The sequence below is a fragment of the Streptomyces sp. NPDC001714 genome (genome assembly GCF_042892755.1).
Taxonomy (GTDB): Bacteria; Actinomycetota; Actinomycetes; order Streptomycetales; family Streptomycetaceae; genus Streptomyces.
This window is the reverse complement of record NZ_JBIAUL010000018.1, coordinates 153,343-169,231: the sequence shown is the minus strand read 5'-3', so window position 1 is coordinate 169,231 and position 15,889 is coordinate 153,343. Positions and strand designations below refer to the sequence as shown.

At 75.1% G+C, this 15,889-nt stretch carries 9 protein-coding genes; 8 read left to right on the top strand and 1 reads right to left on the bottom strand.

Annotated elements, in window-relative coordinates; genetic code table 11:
• Positions 1-3: 3 nt before the first annotated feature.
• The 8 genes from ACFY0P_RS38445 to ACFY0P_RS38410 are packed head-to-tail and all read left to right on the top strand — an operon-like array spanning position 4 to position 14,829.
• Positions 4-3,255 (top strand): amino acid adenylation domain-containing protein, encoded by a 3,252-nt coding sequence (locus ACFY0P_RS38445; protein WP_388924273.1) that lies wholly within the window; start codon positions 4-6, stop codon positions 3,253-3,255.
• Entirely contained in the window at positions 3,252-7,682 is a 4,431-nt protein-coding gene (locus ACFY0P_RS38440) for an amino acid adenylation domain-containing protein (RefSeq protein ID WP_388924270.1), read from the top strand. Before ACFY0P_RS38445 ends, ACFY0P_RS38440 begins: the two co-directional genes overlap by 4 nt.
• Positions 7,683-7,734: 52 nt before the next feature.
• Complete coding sequence (locus tag ACFY0P_RS38435; protein WP_388924267.1) at positions 7,735-8,649, top strand: GHMP kinase; 915 nt, start codon at positions 7,735-7,737, stop codon at positions 8,647-8,649.
• A gap of 14 nt (positions 8,650-8,663) precedes the next feature.
• Positions 8,664-9,740: a pyridoxal-phosphate dependent enzyme gene (locus ACFY0P_RS38430; protein ID WP_388924264.1), complete on the top strand. Its 1,077-nt coding sequence runs from the start codon at positions 8,664-8,666 to the stop codon at positions 9,738-9,740.
• Positions 9,737-10,975 carry an ATP-grasp domain-containing protein gene (locus ACFY0P_RS38425; protein WP_388924261.1) on the top strand — a complete coding sequence of 413 codons (1,239 nt, stop codon included), beginning with the start codon at positions 9,737-9,739 and terminating at the stop codon, positions 10,973-10,975. The genes ACFY0P_RS38430 and ACFY0P_RS38425 overlap by 4 nt, the downstream gene beginning before the upstream one ends.
• A complete protein-coding gene (locus ACFY0P_RS38420) occupies positions 10,972-12,447 on the top strand; it encodes a lyase family protein (RefSeq protein WP_388924257.1) in 1,476 nt (491 codons plus the stop codon). Before ACFY0P_RS38425 ends, ACFY0P_RS38420 begins: the two co-directional genes overlap by 4 nt.
• 13 nt (positions 12,448-12,460) lie before the next feature.
• Positions 12,461-13,531 carry a GntG family PLP-dependent aldolase gene (locus tag ACFY0P_RS38415; RefSeq protein ID WP_388924252.1) on the top strand — a complete coding sequence of 357 codons (1,071 nt, stop codon included), beginning with the start codon at positions 12,461-12,463 and terminating at the stop codon, positions 13,529-13,531.
• Positions 13,528-14,829 carry an MFS transporter gene (locus ACFY0P_RS38410; RefSeq protein ID WP_388924249.1) on the top strand — a complete coding sequence of 434 codons (1,302 nt, stop codon included), beginning with the start codon at positions 13,528-13,530 and terminating at the stop codon, positions 14,827-14,829. Before ACFY0P_RS38415 ends, ACFY0P_RS38410 begins: the two co-directional genes overlap by 4 nt.
• Here ACFY0P_RS38410 and ACFY0P_RS38405 read toward each other — a convergent pair.
• Complete coding sequence (locus ACFY0P_RS38405) at positions 14,752-15,876, bottom strand: XdhC family protein (RefSeq protein ID WP_388924246.1); 1,125 nt, start codon at positions 15,874-15,876, stop codon at positions 14,752-14,754. The genes ACFY0P_RS38410 and ACFY0P_RS38405 overlap by 78 nt on opposite strands.
• Between the last annotated feature and the right edge of the window lie 13 nt (positions 15,877-15,889).

Sequence of the window (15,889 nt, the reverse complement as noted above, 5' to 3'; positions counted from 1 at the left end):
CCCATGTCTGCCACCCCCGGACACACCGGGGTACAGGTGCCGCTCAGCCGCGACCAGGAACGGACCTGGTTCGTCGACCAGATGAGCAGTTCGTCGTCCGACTACCTCATCCCGCTCCGTCTGCACTTCGCCGGCCCGCTCGACCGTGCCGCCCTGCGCCGTGCGCTCGAGGCCCTGGTGGCCCGTCACGAGGTGCTGCGCACCGGCGTGCTGGCCGCGGAGGCGGGACCGGTGGGCGTGGTCCGCCCCGCCGGCCTGTTCCGGCTGCGGGAGACGGAGGTCAGCGACGCCGGGGCGCTGGAGGCGGCCCTCGCCGCGGAGGCGGCGACCCCGATGGACCTGGCCACCGAACTCCCCGTGCGCGCCCTGCTGATCCGGCACGGCGCCCGCGAGCACACCCTTGTCCTCACGCTGCACCACGTCGCCGCCGACGACTGGTCGTGCGCCCTCGTCTACGACGAACTGGCCGCCGACTACACGGCCTTCACCACCGGCGCGGCCTCCCCCGTCCCCGCGCCCGCGGAGCCGTACCGCGTCGTGGCGGCCGGCCTCGACGCCCGCGCCGCCGAGGCCGGGCGGCCCGGGAGCCCCGGGCTCGAACACTGGCGCGAGACGCTGGCCGACCTCACCGCGTTCGAACTGCCCGCCGACCGTCCGCGCCCCGCCGTACGGGCGGGCCGGGGGGCGACACGGACCGCGTTCGTGCTGCCGCCGAAGGTCGCCGAGCCGCTCACCGCGCTGGCCCGCTCCGCGGGAGCCACACCCGCGATGCTGCTGAGCGCCGCCGTCCAGGCCGTCCTGTACCGCAGCACCGGGCGGCAGGACGTCACCACCGGCACCACCTACGCGCGGCGCGACGACCCGGCGACCGAGCGGCTGCTGGGCCTGCTCATCAACATGCTGCCGCTGCGCGGCCGGCCGGGCCCGCGGCTGACGTTCCGCCGGTTCGTCGAGGAGTTCCGGGACGTGGCGCTCGACGCGTTCGAGCACGCGGAGGTGCCCTTCGACCGGCTGGTGGAGGAGAGCGCCCCCGAACGCGACCCGTCCCGCACCCCGCTGTTCCAGATCCTCGTCAACTTCCGCACCGGCCGCCGCCGTTCGCCCCGGATGCCGGGCCTGACCGTGACCGACCTCCCGATGCCGTACCACGGCGCCAAGTACGACCTGTGCGTCAGCTTCGAGCAGGGCGCCGCCGGGCTGTGGTGCGGGGTGAACTGGGACGTCGACCTGTACGACGACGCCACCGTGGAGCGGCTCGGCACCTGGCTGGAGCGGCTGTTGCGGCACGTCGCCGAGGCTCCCGACACGCTCCTGGACGACATCCCGCTGCTGTCCGGGCCCGAACAGGACGCCCTGCGCGCGCTGGTGCTGCGTCCGGCCGTCGACACGCCCGCGCAGACCCTGCACGAGCTGGTGGCCCTCAGTGCCGCCGCCCGGCCCGACGCGGTCGCCCTGGTCGACGCCGACGGCGCCACGACCAGCTACGCGGCCCTGGACGCGGCGGCGAACGCCGTCGCGCGCCGGCTGACCGCCCACGGGGTCGGTCCGGACGTGCCGGTGGGCCTGCTGATCGACCGGTCGGTGGCGATGGTCGTCGGTCTGCTCGGCATCCTCAAGGCGGGCGGCGCCTATCTGCCGATCGAGACGGCCACGCCCGCCGCCCGGATCGTCACCCTGCTCACCGACGCCGGCGCGCCGGTCTGCCTGATCGGCGGCGAGCACGCCGACACGGTCACCGCCGCGGGCGCCGTCCCGCTCCGCGTCGACCTCCGGGAGGCGGCGGCGCCCCCGTCCGTGACCGTCCACCCCGACCACCTGTGCGCGGTCTACTACACCTCCGGCTCGACCGGCCGCCCCAAGGGCGTGGCGTGCACCCACCGCGGCTGGGTCAACCGCATGGCGTGGATGCAGCACAGGCACGGCCTGCGCCCCGGCGAGACGGTCCTGCACAAGACGACCCTGCCGTTCGACGACGCCGCCGTCGAGATCCTCTGGCCGCTGATCACCGGCGGCACGGTCGCGCTGCTGCCGCCCGGGCTGCACCGCGACCCGCGCGCCCTGGTCGACGCGGCCGTGCGCCACCGCGCCGTCCACGTGCAGTTCGTCCCCAGCGTCCTGGACCTCTTCCTGGAGGAACTCACCCCCGCCGACACCGCCGCGCTCCGCCGCGACCTGCGCAGCGTCCTCTCCAGCGGCGAGGCCCTGCGCCCGGCCCTGGTGGAACGCTTCCGCGCCGCGTTCGGCGACGCGGTCACCCTGGACAACACCTGGGGCGCCACCGAGGTGTCCATCGACTCCACCTTCCACGTCTGCGGCCCCCGGGACACTCACGGGAGCGGCGCGGTCAGCCTCGGACGGCCCATGGACAACAACGAGGTCATGGTCCTCGACCACCGTCTCGCCCCGCTGCCGCCCGGCGTCCCCGGCGAGCTGTGCATCGCCGGGACCGGTCTGGCCCGCGGCTACCTGGGCGATCCCGCCAAGACCGCCGGCGCCTTCGTCCCGCACCCCTACCGGCCCGGCGAGCGGGTGTACCGGACCGGGGACCGCGGCCGGATGCACCCGGACGGCTCCTTCACCTATCTGGAGCGGATGGACCGCCAGGTGAAGGTGCGCGGTGTCCGGGTGGAGCTGGGCGAGGTGGAGGCCGCGCTGCGCGAGCACCCCTCGGTGACGGACGCCGCGGTGGTGACCCGCCGCGCCGCCTCCGGCGACCTGCGCCTGGCCGCCTACGCCGTCCTCGAAGGCGGCGCGGCCTCCGTGCGCGAGCTGCGCGAGCACCTGTCCACGCGGCTGCCCGGGTACGCCGTGCCCACCACGCTCACCGTGCTGCCCGCGCTGCCCCGTTCGGCCAGCGGCAAGCTCAGCCCCTCGCTGCTGCCCGATCCCGACCCCGGGGACCACGAGACGGACGAGTACGTCGCGCCCCGCGACGAGACCGAGAGGACCGTCGCCGGCATCTGGGCCGAGGTGCTGTCCGTGCCCCGGATCGGCGTCCTCGACGACTTCTTCTCCTTCGGCGGCCACTCGCTGATCGCCACCCGGGCCGTCAACCGGATGCGGCAGGTGTTCGACGTCCCGCTCCCGCTGAGCGTGATCTTCGAGCGGCCGACCGTCGCCGGAACGGCGGAGTACATCCACGACATGATCCTGGCCGAGATCGAGGCGCTGTCCGACGACGAGGCGCACCGGCTCCTCGCGGACCTCTCCCCGGCCACCAGCCCCGCGGACAACGAACGAGGTACGACGCGATGAAGACTCCTCTGCTGTACGAGGCGTTCCTTGAGCACGCCCTGCGTACCCCCGACGAGCCGGCGCTGCTGTGGGCGGACGGCACCCTGAGCTACGGCGAACTGGAGCGCCGCTCGGCCCTGCTGGCCCAGCGACTGGTGGCCGCGGGTGGTGGACCCGGATCGCTCGTCGGGGTCTGCGTCAGCCGCGGCCCCGCGCTGCCCACCGCCCTGCTCGCCGTGATGCGGGCCGGAGCCGCCTGGGTGCCGCTGGACCCGTCCTACCCGCAGGACCGGCTGGAGTACATGCTGCGCGACTCCGGTGTCTCCCTGGTGATCGCCGACGAGAGCGGGGCACGCCGGCTGCCTGGGGACGTCCGCGTGCTGGACCCGGACGCCGCCGGCTCCCCCGCCCCGGTCCCCCTGGACACCGCGGGCCCCGGCGATCTCGCCTACGTCATCTACACCTCCGGCTCCACCGGCAGGCCCAAGGGTGTCCTCGTCGAGCACGGCAGCGTCGCCGCCACGATCGCCGGGATGCGGACCGAGTGGGAGGTGGGCACGGGCGACCGCGTCCTGCAGTTCGCGCCCTCCAGCTTCGACGCCTCCGTCCTGGAGACCGGTGTCGCCCTGACCGGCGGCGCGACGCTGGTCCTGGCCGATGCCGAGAGCGTGGTGCCGGGCCCCGGTCTGGTGGACCTGATGGACCGCCTCGGAGTGACCTTCACCCTGCTGCCGCCGTCGGTGGTCGCCGCGCTCCCCGACGCCGAACTCCCCGCGCTGCGCACCCTGGTGTGCGGCGGGGAGGCGCTGCCCGCGGAGATCGTGGCCCGCTGGAGTCCGGGCCGGCGCGTCTTCAACGCCTACGGGCCGACCGAGATCTCCATCGTGGCCACCACGGGCGAGGTGACCGGTTCCGCGACGCCCGACATCGGACGACCGCTGCCGGGCGTGCGCATCGACCTGCTCGACAAGGCGGGGCTGCCGGTGGCGCCCGGCGAGATCGGTGAACTCGTCGTCTCCGGCGCCGGGGTGACGCGCGGCTACCTCGGCCGGCCCGCCCTGACCGCGGAGCGCTACGTGCCCGTCGCCTGCGGCCGCGCCTACCGCACCGGCGACCTCGCCCGCCGTCTGCCCGACGGCCGCTACCTCTACGCCGGGCGAGCCGACCACCAGGTCAAGATCCGGGGCTTCCGCGTCGAGCCGGGCGAGATCGCCGAGGTGCTGCGCGCGCACCCGGCGGTCTCCGACGCCGTCGTCGTCGCGCGGGGCACCGTCCTGGTCGGCTACGTGGCCACCCCGGTCGACGAGGCGCACCCCGCCGACCTGCGGGCCTGGTGCGCGCGCACCCTGCCCGCGCACATGGTGCCGTCCACCATGGTCGCGCTGCCCGCGCTGCCCCTGACGCCGAGCGGCAAGGTGGACCGGGAGGCGCTGCCGTCGCCGTACAAGTCCGAGGTGAGTCAGGGCGACGAGCCGGCCACGCCCACCGAGGCCGCGGTCGCCGCCCTGATGTCGGAACTGCTCGGCGGCACCCCGGCCGGCGCCACCGACGACTTCTTCCAACTGGGCGGCCACTCCCTGCTCGTCGGGCGTCTCGCCGCCCGCATCCGCACCGACCTCGGCACCGACATCCCGCTCTCCCACCTCTTCCGCCTCGCCACCCCCCGCGAGATCGCCGCGCTCGTCGACAGCGGCGCTCCCCTCGACGACGCGGCGACCGTGCCCGCACCGCCGCCGATGCGGCACGCGGACCGGTCCCGGCCCATCCCGCTGTCCTTCCCGCAGGAACGGGTCTGGTTCCTCGAACAGCTCTCGCCCAGCAACCAGGCGTACCGGATGCAGGCCACGCTGACCCTGCGCGGTGTCCTGGACATGACCGCGCTGCGGGCCGCCCTCACCGAGCTGGTGCGCCGGCACGAGATCCTGCGCACCGCGTTCCGCGAGGTCGACGGGGTGCCCGTGCAGTGCCCGGTCGAGATGGACGCGATCGACATCGAGGTGCCGCTGGTGGACCTCTCCGGCCTGTCCGAGGAGGAACGGGAGCGCGCGTGGCAGGAGTTGTCGGCGCGGGAGCAGGCCCAGCCGTTCGACATGGAGAAGCCTCCGCTGGCCCGCTGGGTCGTGACCAAGGACGCGCCCGAGGCGTACCGGCTGATCCACGTGGAGCACCATCTGGTGCACGACGGCTGGTCGTTCGCGGTCTTCGTCGGTGAACTGACCCGTCTGTACTCCGTGTTCGCCGAGGGCACGGAGGCTCCGCCGGAGCCGCGGTTCCAGTTCGCCGACCTCGCCGCCTGGCAGCGGTCCTGGCTGGACGGCCCCGTCATGGACCGCTACCTCGGTCACTGGGCGCGGGTTCTGGACGGGGCCCCGCCCGCCCTCGAACTGCCCACCGACCGGCCCCGCCCGCCGGAGTTCACCTTCCGTGGCGACGTCGTACGGGTGACCCTGGAACCGGACGAGTACAAGCGGCTGCGCGAGGGGGCCAGGAAGTTCGGCGTCACCCTCTACTCGACGATGCTGACCGCGTTCGCCGCCCTGCTGTCGCGGTACGCGGACCAGACCGACTTCGTGCTGGGCGTCGGGGTGGCCAACCGCAGGCTCGCCGAGGCCGAGCGGCTGATCGGGATGATGGTCAACACGGTGCCGCTGAGGGTCCGTCTGGAGGACGACCCGACGTTCCGGCAGCTCCTCGCGCGGGTCCACGACACGGCGGTGGAGGGGTACGCCTGGCAGGACGTGCCGCTGCAGAAGCTCGTCAAGGCCGTCGCCCCGGCGCGTGACCTCTCGCGCAACCCGCTGTTCTCGGCGATGTTCAGCTTCCACGACTCCGCCGTCCCCGACCTGGACTTCGCCGGGCTGCGCGGCGAGGTGCGCATGGAGCACAACGGGTCGGCGAAGGCGGACCTGAACATCGTCGCGATCCCGCGCGCCGAGCAGCGGGTGGGCAAGCGCCCCAGCAGCGAGGACGACGCCCTGACGATCATCTGGGAGTACGCCACCGACCTCTTCGACGCGGACACGATGCGCAGCATGGTCCGCGCCTACCTCGACCTGCTGCGCGCGGCGCTCGACGAGCCCGACCTGCCGGTGTCCCGGTTCCCGCTGACCGGTGCGGCCACGGCGAGCACCACCGAGGCAGGGTCCGCCGAGGCCACGGTCGTGGACCTGGTGGAGCGGTGCGTCACGGAGCACCCGGACGCGCTGGCCGTCAGGACGCACTCCGGCTCCGTGACCTACCGCGAACTGGGCCGGCGCGCCGACCGTCTGGCGGAGGCGCTGTCCCGGCAGGGGGCCGGCCCCGGGCATCCCGTCGCGCTGCGGCCGGCCCCCGGCGCCGACCTCGTCGCCGCGCTGCTGGCCGCCGCCCGTACCGGCGCCCCGGCGCGGGTGCTGGCGCCCGGCGCCGAACCGGCGGCCACGGAGATCCTTTTCACCGGGACGCCGGCGACGAGCCCGGCGGTCGTGCCGGACGGCCGGGAGACCCGCTTGCGGCCGTCCGGAGACGACGTCCTGGCCCTGGTCGGCGAGGCGGGGATCACCCGCGGTGCGCTCACCGGAGCCCTCGACGCCCTCGACGGTCTCGGCTTCGGTGCGGGGCAGGTCCTCCAGAGCGCCCCGACCGACAGCGCGCTCTTCCTGCTCCAGGTGTGGACCACGCTGGCCCGCGGCGGCACGCTCGTCGTCCCGGAGACAGCGCCGCACTCCCCCGCCGCGCTGGCCGGGCTCCTGGCCGGCCGTCAGGAACCGTTCTCCGCGCTGCTCCTGCCCGACACCACCGTCACCACGCTGTTCGCCCACCACCGTGACGCCCTGGCCCGGGGCGCCGAGGCGGTCCTCGCCCTCGGTCCCGACCTGGACCCCACCGCGCTGCGAGAGCCCGTCGGTGTCCGCCTCGCGGCCGGGTTCGGGACCGCCGAGGTGCCGCTGGCGCTGTACCGGCCGATCGGCCCGGCCCCGGAACCCGCCGCGGTCGTCGTGCCGGTCGGTCACCCGGTGCCCGGTGTCACGGCCGCCGTGCTCGACTCCCGCGGGGAGCCGCTGCCCGCCGGGGTCCCCGGTGAACTCCACCTCGCCCACGGCGACGCCTCCGGGCTCGTGCCCACCGGCCACCGGGCCCGGCACACCGTCCACGACGGCTTCGAGATCCTCGGCACGGCCGGGTCCTGGCCGACCGTCTCGGGCTTCCGCGTCGCGCCCTACGAGACCCGCACCCGCCTCACCGCCCACCGCCAGATCGCCGAGGCGGCCGTCGTCACGGCCGACGGCGAACTCCACGCCTACCTCGTGCCGCGCACCGGCTCCGCCGTCCCCGACGGCGACGAGCTGATCGATTTCCTCTCCGAGTCCCTGCCCGACTACCAGATCCCCGCCCGCTTCACGGCGGTGCCCACCCTTCCCGTACGGCCGGACCGCCCTCTCGCGCCGCAGCCCACCGGCCGCGCGTGACCCGCACCGGCGCCCCCATCCACCAACCCTGAGGGAAGCCATGCTGCACGACATGTCCACAGGCCCGGCCGGGACGGCGGTCCGTATCCGCGGAGCCCACCACAGCGTCGGCCACCACGGAGAGATCCTCCAGGGCGTCTTCGAGTCCGACGGACGCCTGCGCCGCGCCCTGATCACCCTGCCCTGCCCCCTCTACGAGTCCCACGCCGTCTTCGAACCGTCCGACACCGCGACCGGGATCGTCATGCATGACCCGTGGCGGACCAAGGCGCGCCGGGCCGCCGAGCTGACCCTGCGCTCGCTGGGCGGCGTGCCCGCCGGCGGAACCCTCAGTCTGACCAGCAACATCCCGCCCAGCCGCGGTTTCGGCTCGTCCACCGCGGACGTCGTGGCGACCATCGGCGCCGTGTACGAGGCCGCCGGCCGCCGCCCCAGCCCCGCGCAGTACGCCGCCCTGGCCGTCGCGGCCGAGACCGCGTCCGACGCGCTCATGTACCCGCACCGGACCGTCCTGTTCGCGCACCGCGAGGGCGAGGTCATCGAGGACATGGGCGGGCCGCTGATGCCGCTGGCCGTGCTGGGCTTCGGCACCAGCGCGGACAGCCTGGGCACCGACACCCTCACCCTGCCGCCCGCGCGCTACTCGGTGTGGGAGATCGAGGCGTTCCGCCCCCTGCTGGGCACGGTCCGCCGCGCCATCCGCACCGGCGACGTCGCCCTGCTCGGCAGGGTGGCCACCGCCAGCGCCAAGATCAACCAGCGCCACCTGCCGGTCCCCGGGCTCACCGACCTCCTGCGGGTCAGCGAGGCGGTGGGCGCGGCCGGGCTCCAGGTCGCGCACAGCGGTGACGTGGCCGGGCTCCTCTTCGACCCCGCCCTGCCCGACCTCGCCGCCCGCACCGACGGCGCCCGCAAGCGTCTGGCCGCCCTGGGCATCGACGACACCTGGCACTTCACGACGACATGATGAGAACGGAGAGCATGCGATCATCCACTCTGCCCGCGGCCAGTGCCTCGGTCGTCGAGGCGACCGTCCTGCCGCGGCTCATACGGATCGGCCCCAACCTCTGCGTGGCCGCGTTCACCCTGATGAAACTGCTCCCGGCCCGCTTCATGATCGACCGGGCCGAGCAGCGCGGCGAACTCGCCCCCGGCACCACGGTCCTGGAGACGTCCTCGGGCACCTTCGCCCTGGGACTCGCGATGGTGTGCCGGCTGCGCGGCTACCCCCTGGTCATCGTCGGCGACCCGGCCATCGACCCGGCGCTGCGCCGCAGGCTGGGCGAACTGGGCGCCCAGGTCGAGATCTGCGCCGAGCCCAGCCCCGACGGCGGCTTCCAGCGGGCCCGCCTCGACCGGCTGGAGGAACTGCGGGCCCTGTACCCCGACCACTACGTCCCCGGCCAGTACCACAACCCCGACAACCCCAACGCCTACGCCGCCGTGGCCGAGCAGATCGCGGAGACCGTCGGTGCCGTGGACTGCCTGGTCGGACCGGTCGGTTCCGGCGGGTCGACCGGAGGCACCGCGGCCTTCCTGCGGCTGCTCCAGCCACAGATGCGCCTGATCGGTGTGGACACCTCACCCAGCGCCATCTTCGGCCAGGTCGACGGTCCGCGGGTGGTGCGCGGCCTCGGCAACAGCCTGGTCCCGCCCAACGTCAGCCACGAAGCCTACGACGAGGTGCACTGGGCGGGCCCCGCGGAGGTCTTCCGGGCCACCCGTGAACTGCACGCCCTGCACGCCCTCTACATGGGCCCCACCAGCGGCGCCTCCTTCCTGGTCGCCCGCTGGTACGCCGAACGCAACCCCGACGCGCAGGTGGTCGCGTTCCTGCCGGACGAGGGGCACCGGTACCAGGAGACGGTCTACCAGGACGAGTGGCTGGCCGAGCGGGGGCTGCTCGACGCGCCGGCCGCCCCCGCTCCCCGCACCGTCACCGACCCGCACGACGCCGTCGGAGGGTGGGCGCGCATGCACTGGCGCCGCCGCTCCCTCGACGACGCCACACGAGACGGCGCCGGCCGCTCCGGCCCCGCACCCGTGGAGGACCTGTGACCGATCCCTTCCTGGTCCTGGTGGAGTCCAACACCTCCGGCACCGGCCCCCTGTTCGCACGGCGCGCCCGGGATCTCGGTGTCCGGCCGGTGCTGCTCGCCGAGGACCCGGCCCGCTACGGCTACGCCCGCGCCGAGGAGATCGCCGTGGTCGAGGCCGACACGTCGAGCGCCGACTCGGTCCTCGACGCGATCGCCTCGCTCGACGCGGGTCCCCCGGCCGGGGTGACCACCAGTTCCGACTACTTCGTCCCCGTCGCCGCCGAGGCCGCGCGCGCTCTCGGCCTGCCGGGACCCGACCCGCAGGCGGTGATCCGCTGCCGGCACAAGGGCCGTCAGCGGGCCGCGCTCGCCGCGCGGGGCGTGCCGGTGGCCGCCCAGACCCTGGTGACCGACGCCGACGCGGCCCTCTCCGCCGTACGGCACACCGGACTGCCGGCGGTCCTCAAGCCCGCCGACGGGTCCGGCAGCACCGGGGTGCGGCTGTGCGGCAGTCTCGCGGAGGCCGCCGAGCACGCCGCCCTGCTGCTGGCCCGCACCCACAACGAGCGCGGCATCCCGACCGTGCCCGGTCTCCTCGTCGAGGAGTACGTGGACGGCCCGGAGTTCTCGGTCGAGGTGTTCGGGCGCACCCCCGTCACCGTCGTGGGCAAACACCTCGGTGCCGCCCCCTACTTCGTCGAGACCGGGCACGACGTCCCCGCTCCGGTGCCGGACGCCACGGCACGGTCGCTGGCCGACACGGCCGTGGCCGCGGTCGAGGCGCTCGGCCTCGGGCACGGCGCGGCCCACGTCGAACTGCGCCTGGCCGCCCGGGGCCCCGTGGTCATCGAGGTCAACCCGCGGCTCGCGGGCGGCATGATCCCCGAGCTGGTGCGGAGCGCCCTCGGGATCGACCTGGTCGGCGCCCAGGTCGGGGCGGCCCTCGGCCACCGCCCCGACCTGGCGGCCCGCTCCGCGCACCACTCCAGTCTCCGCTTCCTCGTGGTCGACGAACCCTCCGTGCTCGGCGAGCCGCCCGCCGCCCTCGACGATCCGCCGCCGCACGTCACGGCCACGGTCCTCACCGGACCCAGGGACGTGCCGCTCGCACCCCGGCACGACCACCGCGACCGGGTCGGCCACGCCGTCGCCACCGCCCCCGACGCCCCGACCGCCGCACGGGCCGCCGACGCGGCCCTGACCCTGCTGCGCACCTCCCTGCGCGCCCGAACCGCCCTGGAGGGCACCGCATGACCGTCTCCGTCACCGGACGTCTGTCCTCCGCCGTGACACCGGCGGCGGCGGACATCCTCTTCGACCGGCACCTCCGGGTCCCTCCGGACCCGGTGGCCGCCGAACTGAGGCCCACCAGCGAGGTGGACCGCGCCCACGTGGTCATGCTCACCGAGCGGGGGGTCATCGAGCGCGCGTCCGCCGCCCGGCTGCTCTCCGGCATCGAGGAACTCCGCGCCGCCGACTTCGCCCCCCTGCGTCAGCTGCCCGCGCCCCGGGGCCGCTACCTCGCCTACGAGGGCTACCTCGTGGACACCCTGGGCGAGGAGACCGGCGGCGTCCTGCACAGCGGCCGGTCCCGCAACGACCTCAACGCCACCGTCCTCAGGCTCCAGTTGCGGCGCCCCTACGACCGGCTGCTGACCGAGACCGACACGCTGGGCCGGGTCCTGGTGGAGCGGGGCCGCCGCTTCCGCACCACCGTCATGCCCGCGTACACCCACCACCAGCCCGCCGTCCCCATCACCTACGGCCACTACCTCGCCGGGGTCGCCGCCGCTCTCGTACGGGACATGGACCACCTGGAGCACGCCGGACGCGAACTGGGCGAGAACCCTCTCGGCGCGGGCGCCACCGGGGGGACCACGCTGCCCGTCGACCCGGCGCGCACCACCGAACTGCTGGGGTTCACCGCGCCCCTGAGCAACTCCCTGCACGCGGTGGCCTCGCGGGACGTGGTGCTGCGGCTGCTCGCCGCCTGCACCGTCCTCGGTGTGCTCCTGACCCGGACCGCGCACGACCTGCAGTCCTGGACCAGCGCCGAGAACCCCCTGCTCCTGCTGCCCGACGACCTGGTCGGCAGCAGCTCGATGATGCCGCAGAAACGCAACCCGTTCCTGCTGGAGAACGTCCAGGGCAAGGCGGCCGCCGCGCTCGGCGCGCTCACCGCGGCGACCACGGCGATGTCGACGGCGCGCTACACCAACGCCATCGCCGTCGGCACCGAGGCGGTCGGTCAGCTCTGGCCGGCCCTGGAGGCCACCACCGACGCCGTGGTGCTGCTGCGGCTCATGTTCGAGGGCGCGGAGCCCGACCCCGGCCTCATGCTGCGCCGCGCGACGGACGGGCACACGGCGGCCACCGCGCTGGCCGAGCGCCTGGTCGTGGCGGGGGTGCCGTTCCGCACGGCGCACCACACGGTGGGCGAGATCAGCACCATGGCCCTCGCGACCGGCCGCACCTTCGAGGACACCGCCGCCGCACACCTCGGCGACCGGCCCCGGGCCCTGCTCGACGCCCTGGACCCGGCGTCGATCGCCGCCGCGGCGGGCGCCGGAGGCGGCCCCGCCCCGGCGTCCGTGACCGCGGCCCTCGACGACTCCGACGCCGAGCTCGACCGGCTCGCCGCCGCCGCGGCGGCCCGCCGCGCCCACTGGGCGACCGCCGAACGCAGCCTCGGCGACGCCGTGTCCGCCTTGATCCGCCGACCGTGAGGGAGCCCGACCCATGAGCCACGTCGTTGAACTGCGCAGTGACACCTTCACCCTGCCCACCCCCCACATGCTCGACGCCGCCAGGGCGGCCCGCCTCGGCGACGACGTCTACGGCGAGGACCCGACCGTACGGGAACTGGAGGAGCTGTCGGCGAAGCTGCTGGGCAAGGCGGCCGGTGTGCTGATGCCCAGCGGCACGATGGCGAACCTCGCCGCGCTGCTCACCCACAGCCCGCGCGGCGGCAAGGCCGTCGTCGGCGCCGAGTCCGACATCTACGTCTACGAGGGGGGCGGCGCCTCGGTGTTCGGCGGCCTCGTCTACGAACCCGTCCCCGCCGCCGCGGACGGCACTCTGCCGCTGGCCGCGGTGGCGGACGCCTTCGACGTCGACCGGGAGGACCCGCAGTTCGCGCTGCCCGCGGTGCTCTGCCTGGAGACACCGAACAACCGTCTCGGCGGGATCCCCCTCGACACCGGCTACCTCGCGGCGGCCGGCGCCCTGGCCCGCGCGCACGGCGTCGCCCTGCACCTGGACGGGGCCCGCGTGTTCAACGCGGCCCTCGCCCTCGGTGTGCCGGCCGCCGACATCGCCGCCCCGGCGGACACCGTCCAGTTCTGCCTGTCCAAGGGGCTGTCCGCCCCGATCGGGTCGATGCTCGTCGGGGACGAGGAGTCCATCGCCGACGCCCGCCGGTACCGCAAGATGCTCGGCGGGGGGATGCGTCAGGCCGGCATGATCGCGGCGTGCGGGATCGTCGCCCTGACCGGGATGATCGACCGGCTCGCCGACGACCACGCCCACGCACGCCGGCTCGCCGACGGTCTCGCCGGGATCCCCGGACTGCGCCTGGACGCCGAACCCCCGCGCACCAACATGGTGTTCTTCAGCGTGGACACCGACCGCACCGCCCACACCACCGACTCCCTCATCGAGGGGGCGCGCGCCCATGGCGTGCACCTCGCGGAACTGGGGCGGGGCCGCATCCGCGCGGTCACCCACTCCGGGGTCACCGCCGCCGACGTCGACCGGGCCGTGGCGGTGCTCGCGGACGTCATGGCCACCGCGCCAGGGGACCGGTGGTGAGCGAGCAGGTCACCGCGCCCGCGCCCCCGTCCGCCGCGCTCCGCGATCACGACGCGTTCCGGTTGTTCTGGGCGGCGGAGACGGTCAGCCAGTTCGGCACGTACGTCGGCAACGCGCTGCTGCCGCTGCTGGCCGCCACCACTCTGGCGGCGACCCCGCTGGAGATGGGCCTGCTCAGCGCCGCGGAGACGACCGGCTACCTGCTGATCGGGCTCCCGGCGGGGGTGTGGGTGGCCCGGGCCCGGCAGCGGCTGCTGATGCGGCGCGCCAACACCGGCCGGGCGCTGCTGCTCTGCACGATCCCGGTGGCCTGGTGGGCCGGCCTGCTCACGGTCGGCCAGTTGATCGCCGTGGCCCTGCTGTGCGGTGTCCTCGCCGTCCTGTTCGACGTCGCCTACCAGTCCCACCTCCCGGCCCTGGTCGGCCGCGACCGTCTCCTCCAGGGCAACGCCCGTCTCCAGTCCAGCCAGTCCCTCGCCCAGATCACCGGGCCCGGCGTGGGCGGCGCGTTCGCCCAGCTCGCCGGGCCCGCCCTGCCGGTGCTGGCCACGGCCCTCGGCTATCTGACGTCGACCCTGCTGCTGCGCCGGGTCCGTGAGCCGGACCCGGCGCACCCCGCCGACGGCACCGACCGGCGGCTGCTCGCCGGGATACGCGCCGGACTGCGGTTCCTGGTCCGCAGCCGCACGCTGCTGGCCGTCACCGCCTGCACGGCGACCGCGAACTTCTTCGCCGGGGTGCTCAGCGCCGTGCAGGTCCTCTTCCTGACCGGGGTGCTCGGCCTCTCCGGGTCCGCCGTCGGGGCCGTCCTGAGCGTGCTGGGCCTGGGCGGGGTGCTCGGGGCGCTCTCGGCGTACCGCGTCGTGCGCCGCGTCGGCCAGGCCCGCGCGGTGTGGCTGGTACCGCTGGTCACCTTCCCGGCCCTGCTGCTGGTGCCGCTCGCGGGGCGCGGGGCGCTGCTCGTCCCGGCCCTGGCCGGGTTCCTCGTCACCGGGTACGGCGTCGTCGTGTACAACGTCGCCCAGGTCAGCTACCGGCAGGTGGTGTGTCCCGAGGCGATGCTGGCCCGGGTGAACGCCTCCGTGCGCTTCGTCGGTTTCGGCGCGATGACCGTGGGCGCCCTGGCCGGAGGCGTGCTCGGCGGGTCGGCGGCCGGGATCAGGGGCACCCTGTGGATCGCGGCCTGCGGCACCTGCCTGGCGGCGATGTGGGTGGTGTGCTCACCGCTGCGCGGGATGCGTGACTTCGCCGGCCCGGGGGTGGATGGGGCCGTTGGTGCCGCCGAGCGGGGCGCCTGAGCGGCCGCGGGTGCGGGCGAGGATCTCGGCGACGATGGAGACCGCCGTCTCCTGCGGGGTCGTGGCGCCGAGGTCGAGCCCGATCGGCGCGTGCAGCCGGGCGAGGGCGTCGGGCCCGACCCCTTCCGCGCGCAGGAGTTCGAGGCGGCGGGCGTGGGTGCGGCGCGACCCCATGGCGCCGACGTAGCCGAGCGGGCGCCGGAGCGCGTCGCGCAGCAGCGGGATGTCGAACCGGGGGTCGTGGGTGAGCACGCACACCACGGTGCGTTCGTCGGTGGCGGTGGCGGCGAGGAACCGGTGCGGCCAGTCGGTGACGACGCGGTGCGCGTGGGGGAACCGCTCGGCAGTGGCGAAGACCGGGCGGGCGTCGCACAACGTGACGTGGTAGCCGAGGAAGCGGCCCGCCTGGGTGAGGGCGTCGGCGAACTCCACCGCTCCGAAGACGAGCATCCGCGGGGCGGGTCTGCGGGTGTGCACCAGCGCCTCGGCAGCGGAGCAGTCGGCGCCCCCGGGGGTGCGCACGAGCCCGGTGACGCCGGTGCGGTGGACGCCGGCGGCGAGCGCGGCCAGACGCGGCGGCACCGGCCCGGCGAGAGCGGGGGTCCCGTCGTCGGACAGCGGCAGGACGCGGCCCGCCAGCGTCGGGTCGGCGCTCCGGGTGATCTGCAGCAGGCCCACGGTCCGCCCCTCGGCCGCCGTGGTGAGCGTGGCCGCCAGGGGGTGCCGGTCGGCCGGGTGGACGCGCTGGACGTGGACGCGGATGCCGCCGCCGCACATCAGGCCGGCCGCCCAGGCGTCGGTGTCGGAGGAGTCGAAACGCGCCTCCTCGGGGGCTCCGTCCTCCTCCAGTTGCTGTCGGCACAGCTCGTGGACGGCCGCGTCCACGCACCCGCCGGAGACGCTGCCCGCCACCCGCCCGTCGGCGTCGACGGCCATGGACGTGCCCACCGGCAGCGGTGTGCTGCCGGTGGCATCGATCACCGTGGCCACGGCGAAGGGGCGGTCGGCGCGGCACCAGGCGGCGAGGGCGGGGGCGATGTTCAGCACGGGGGGCTCTTCT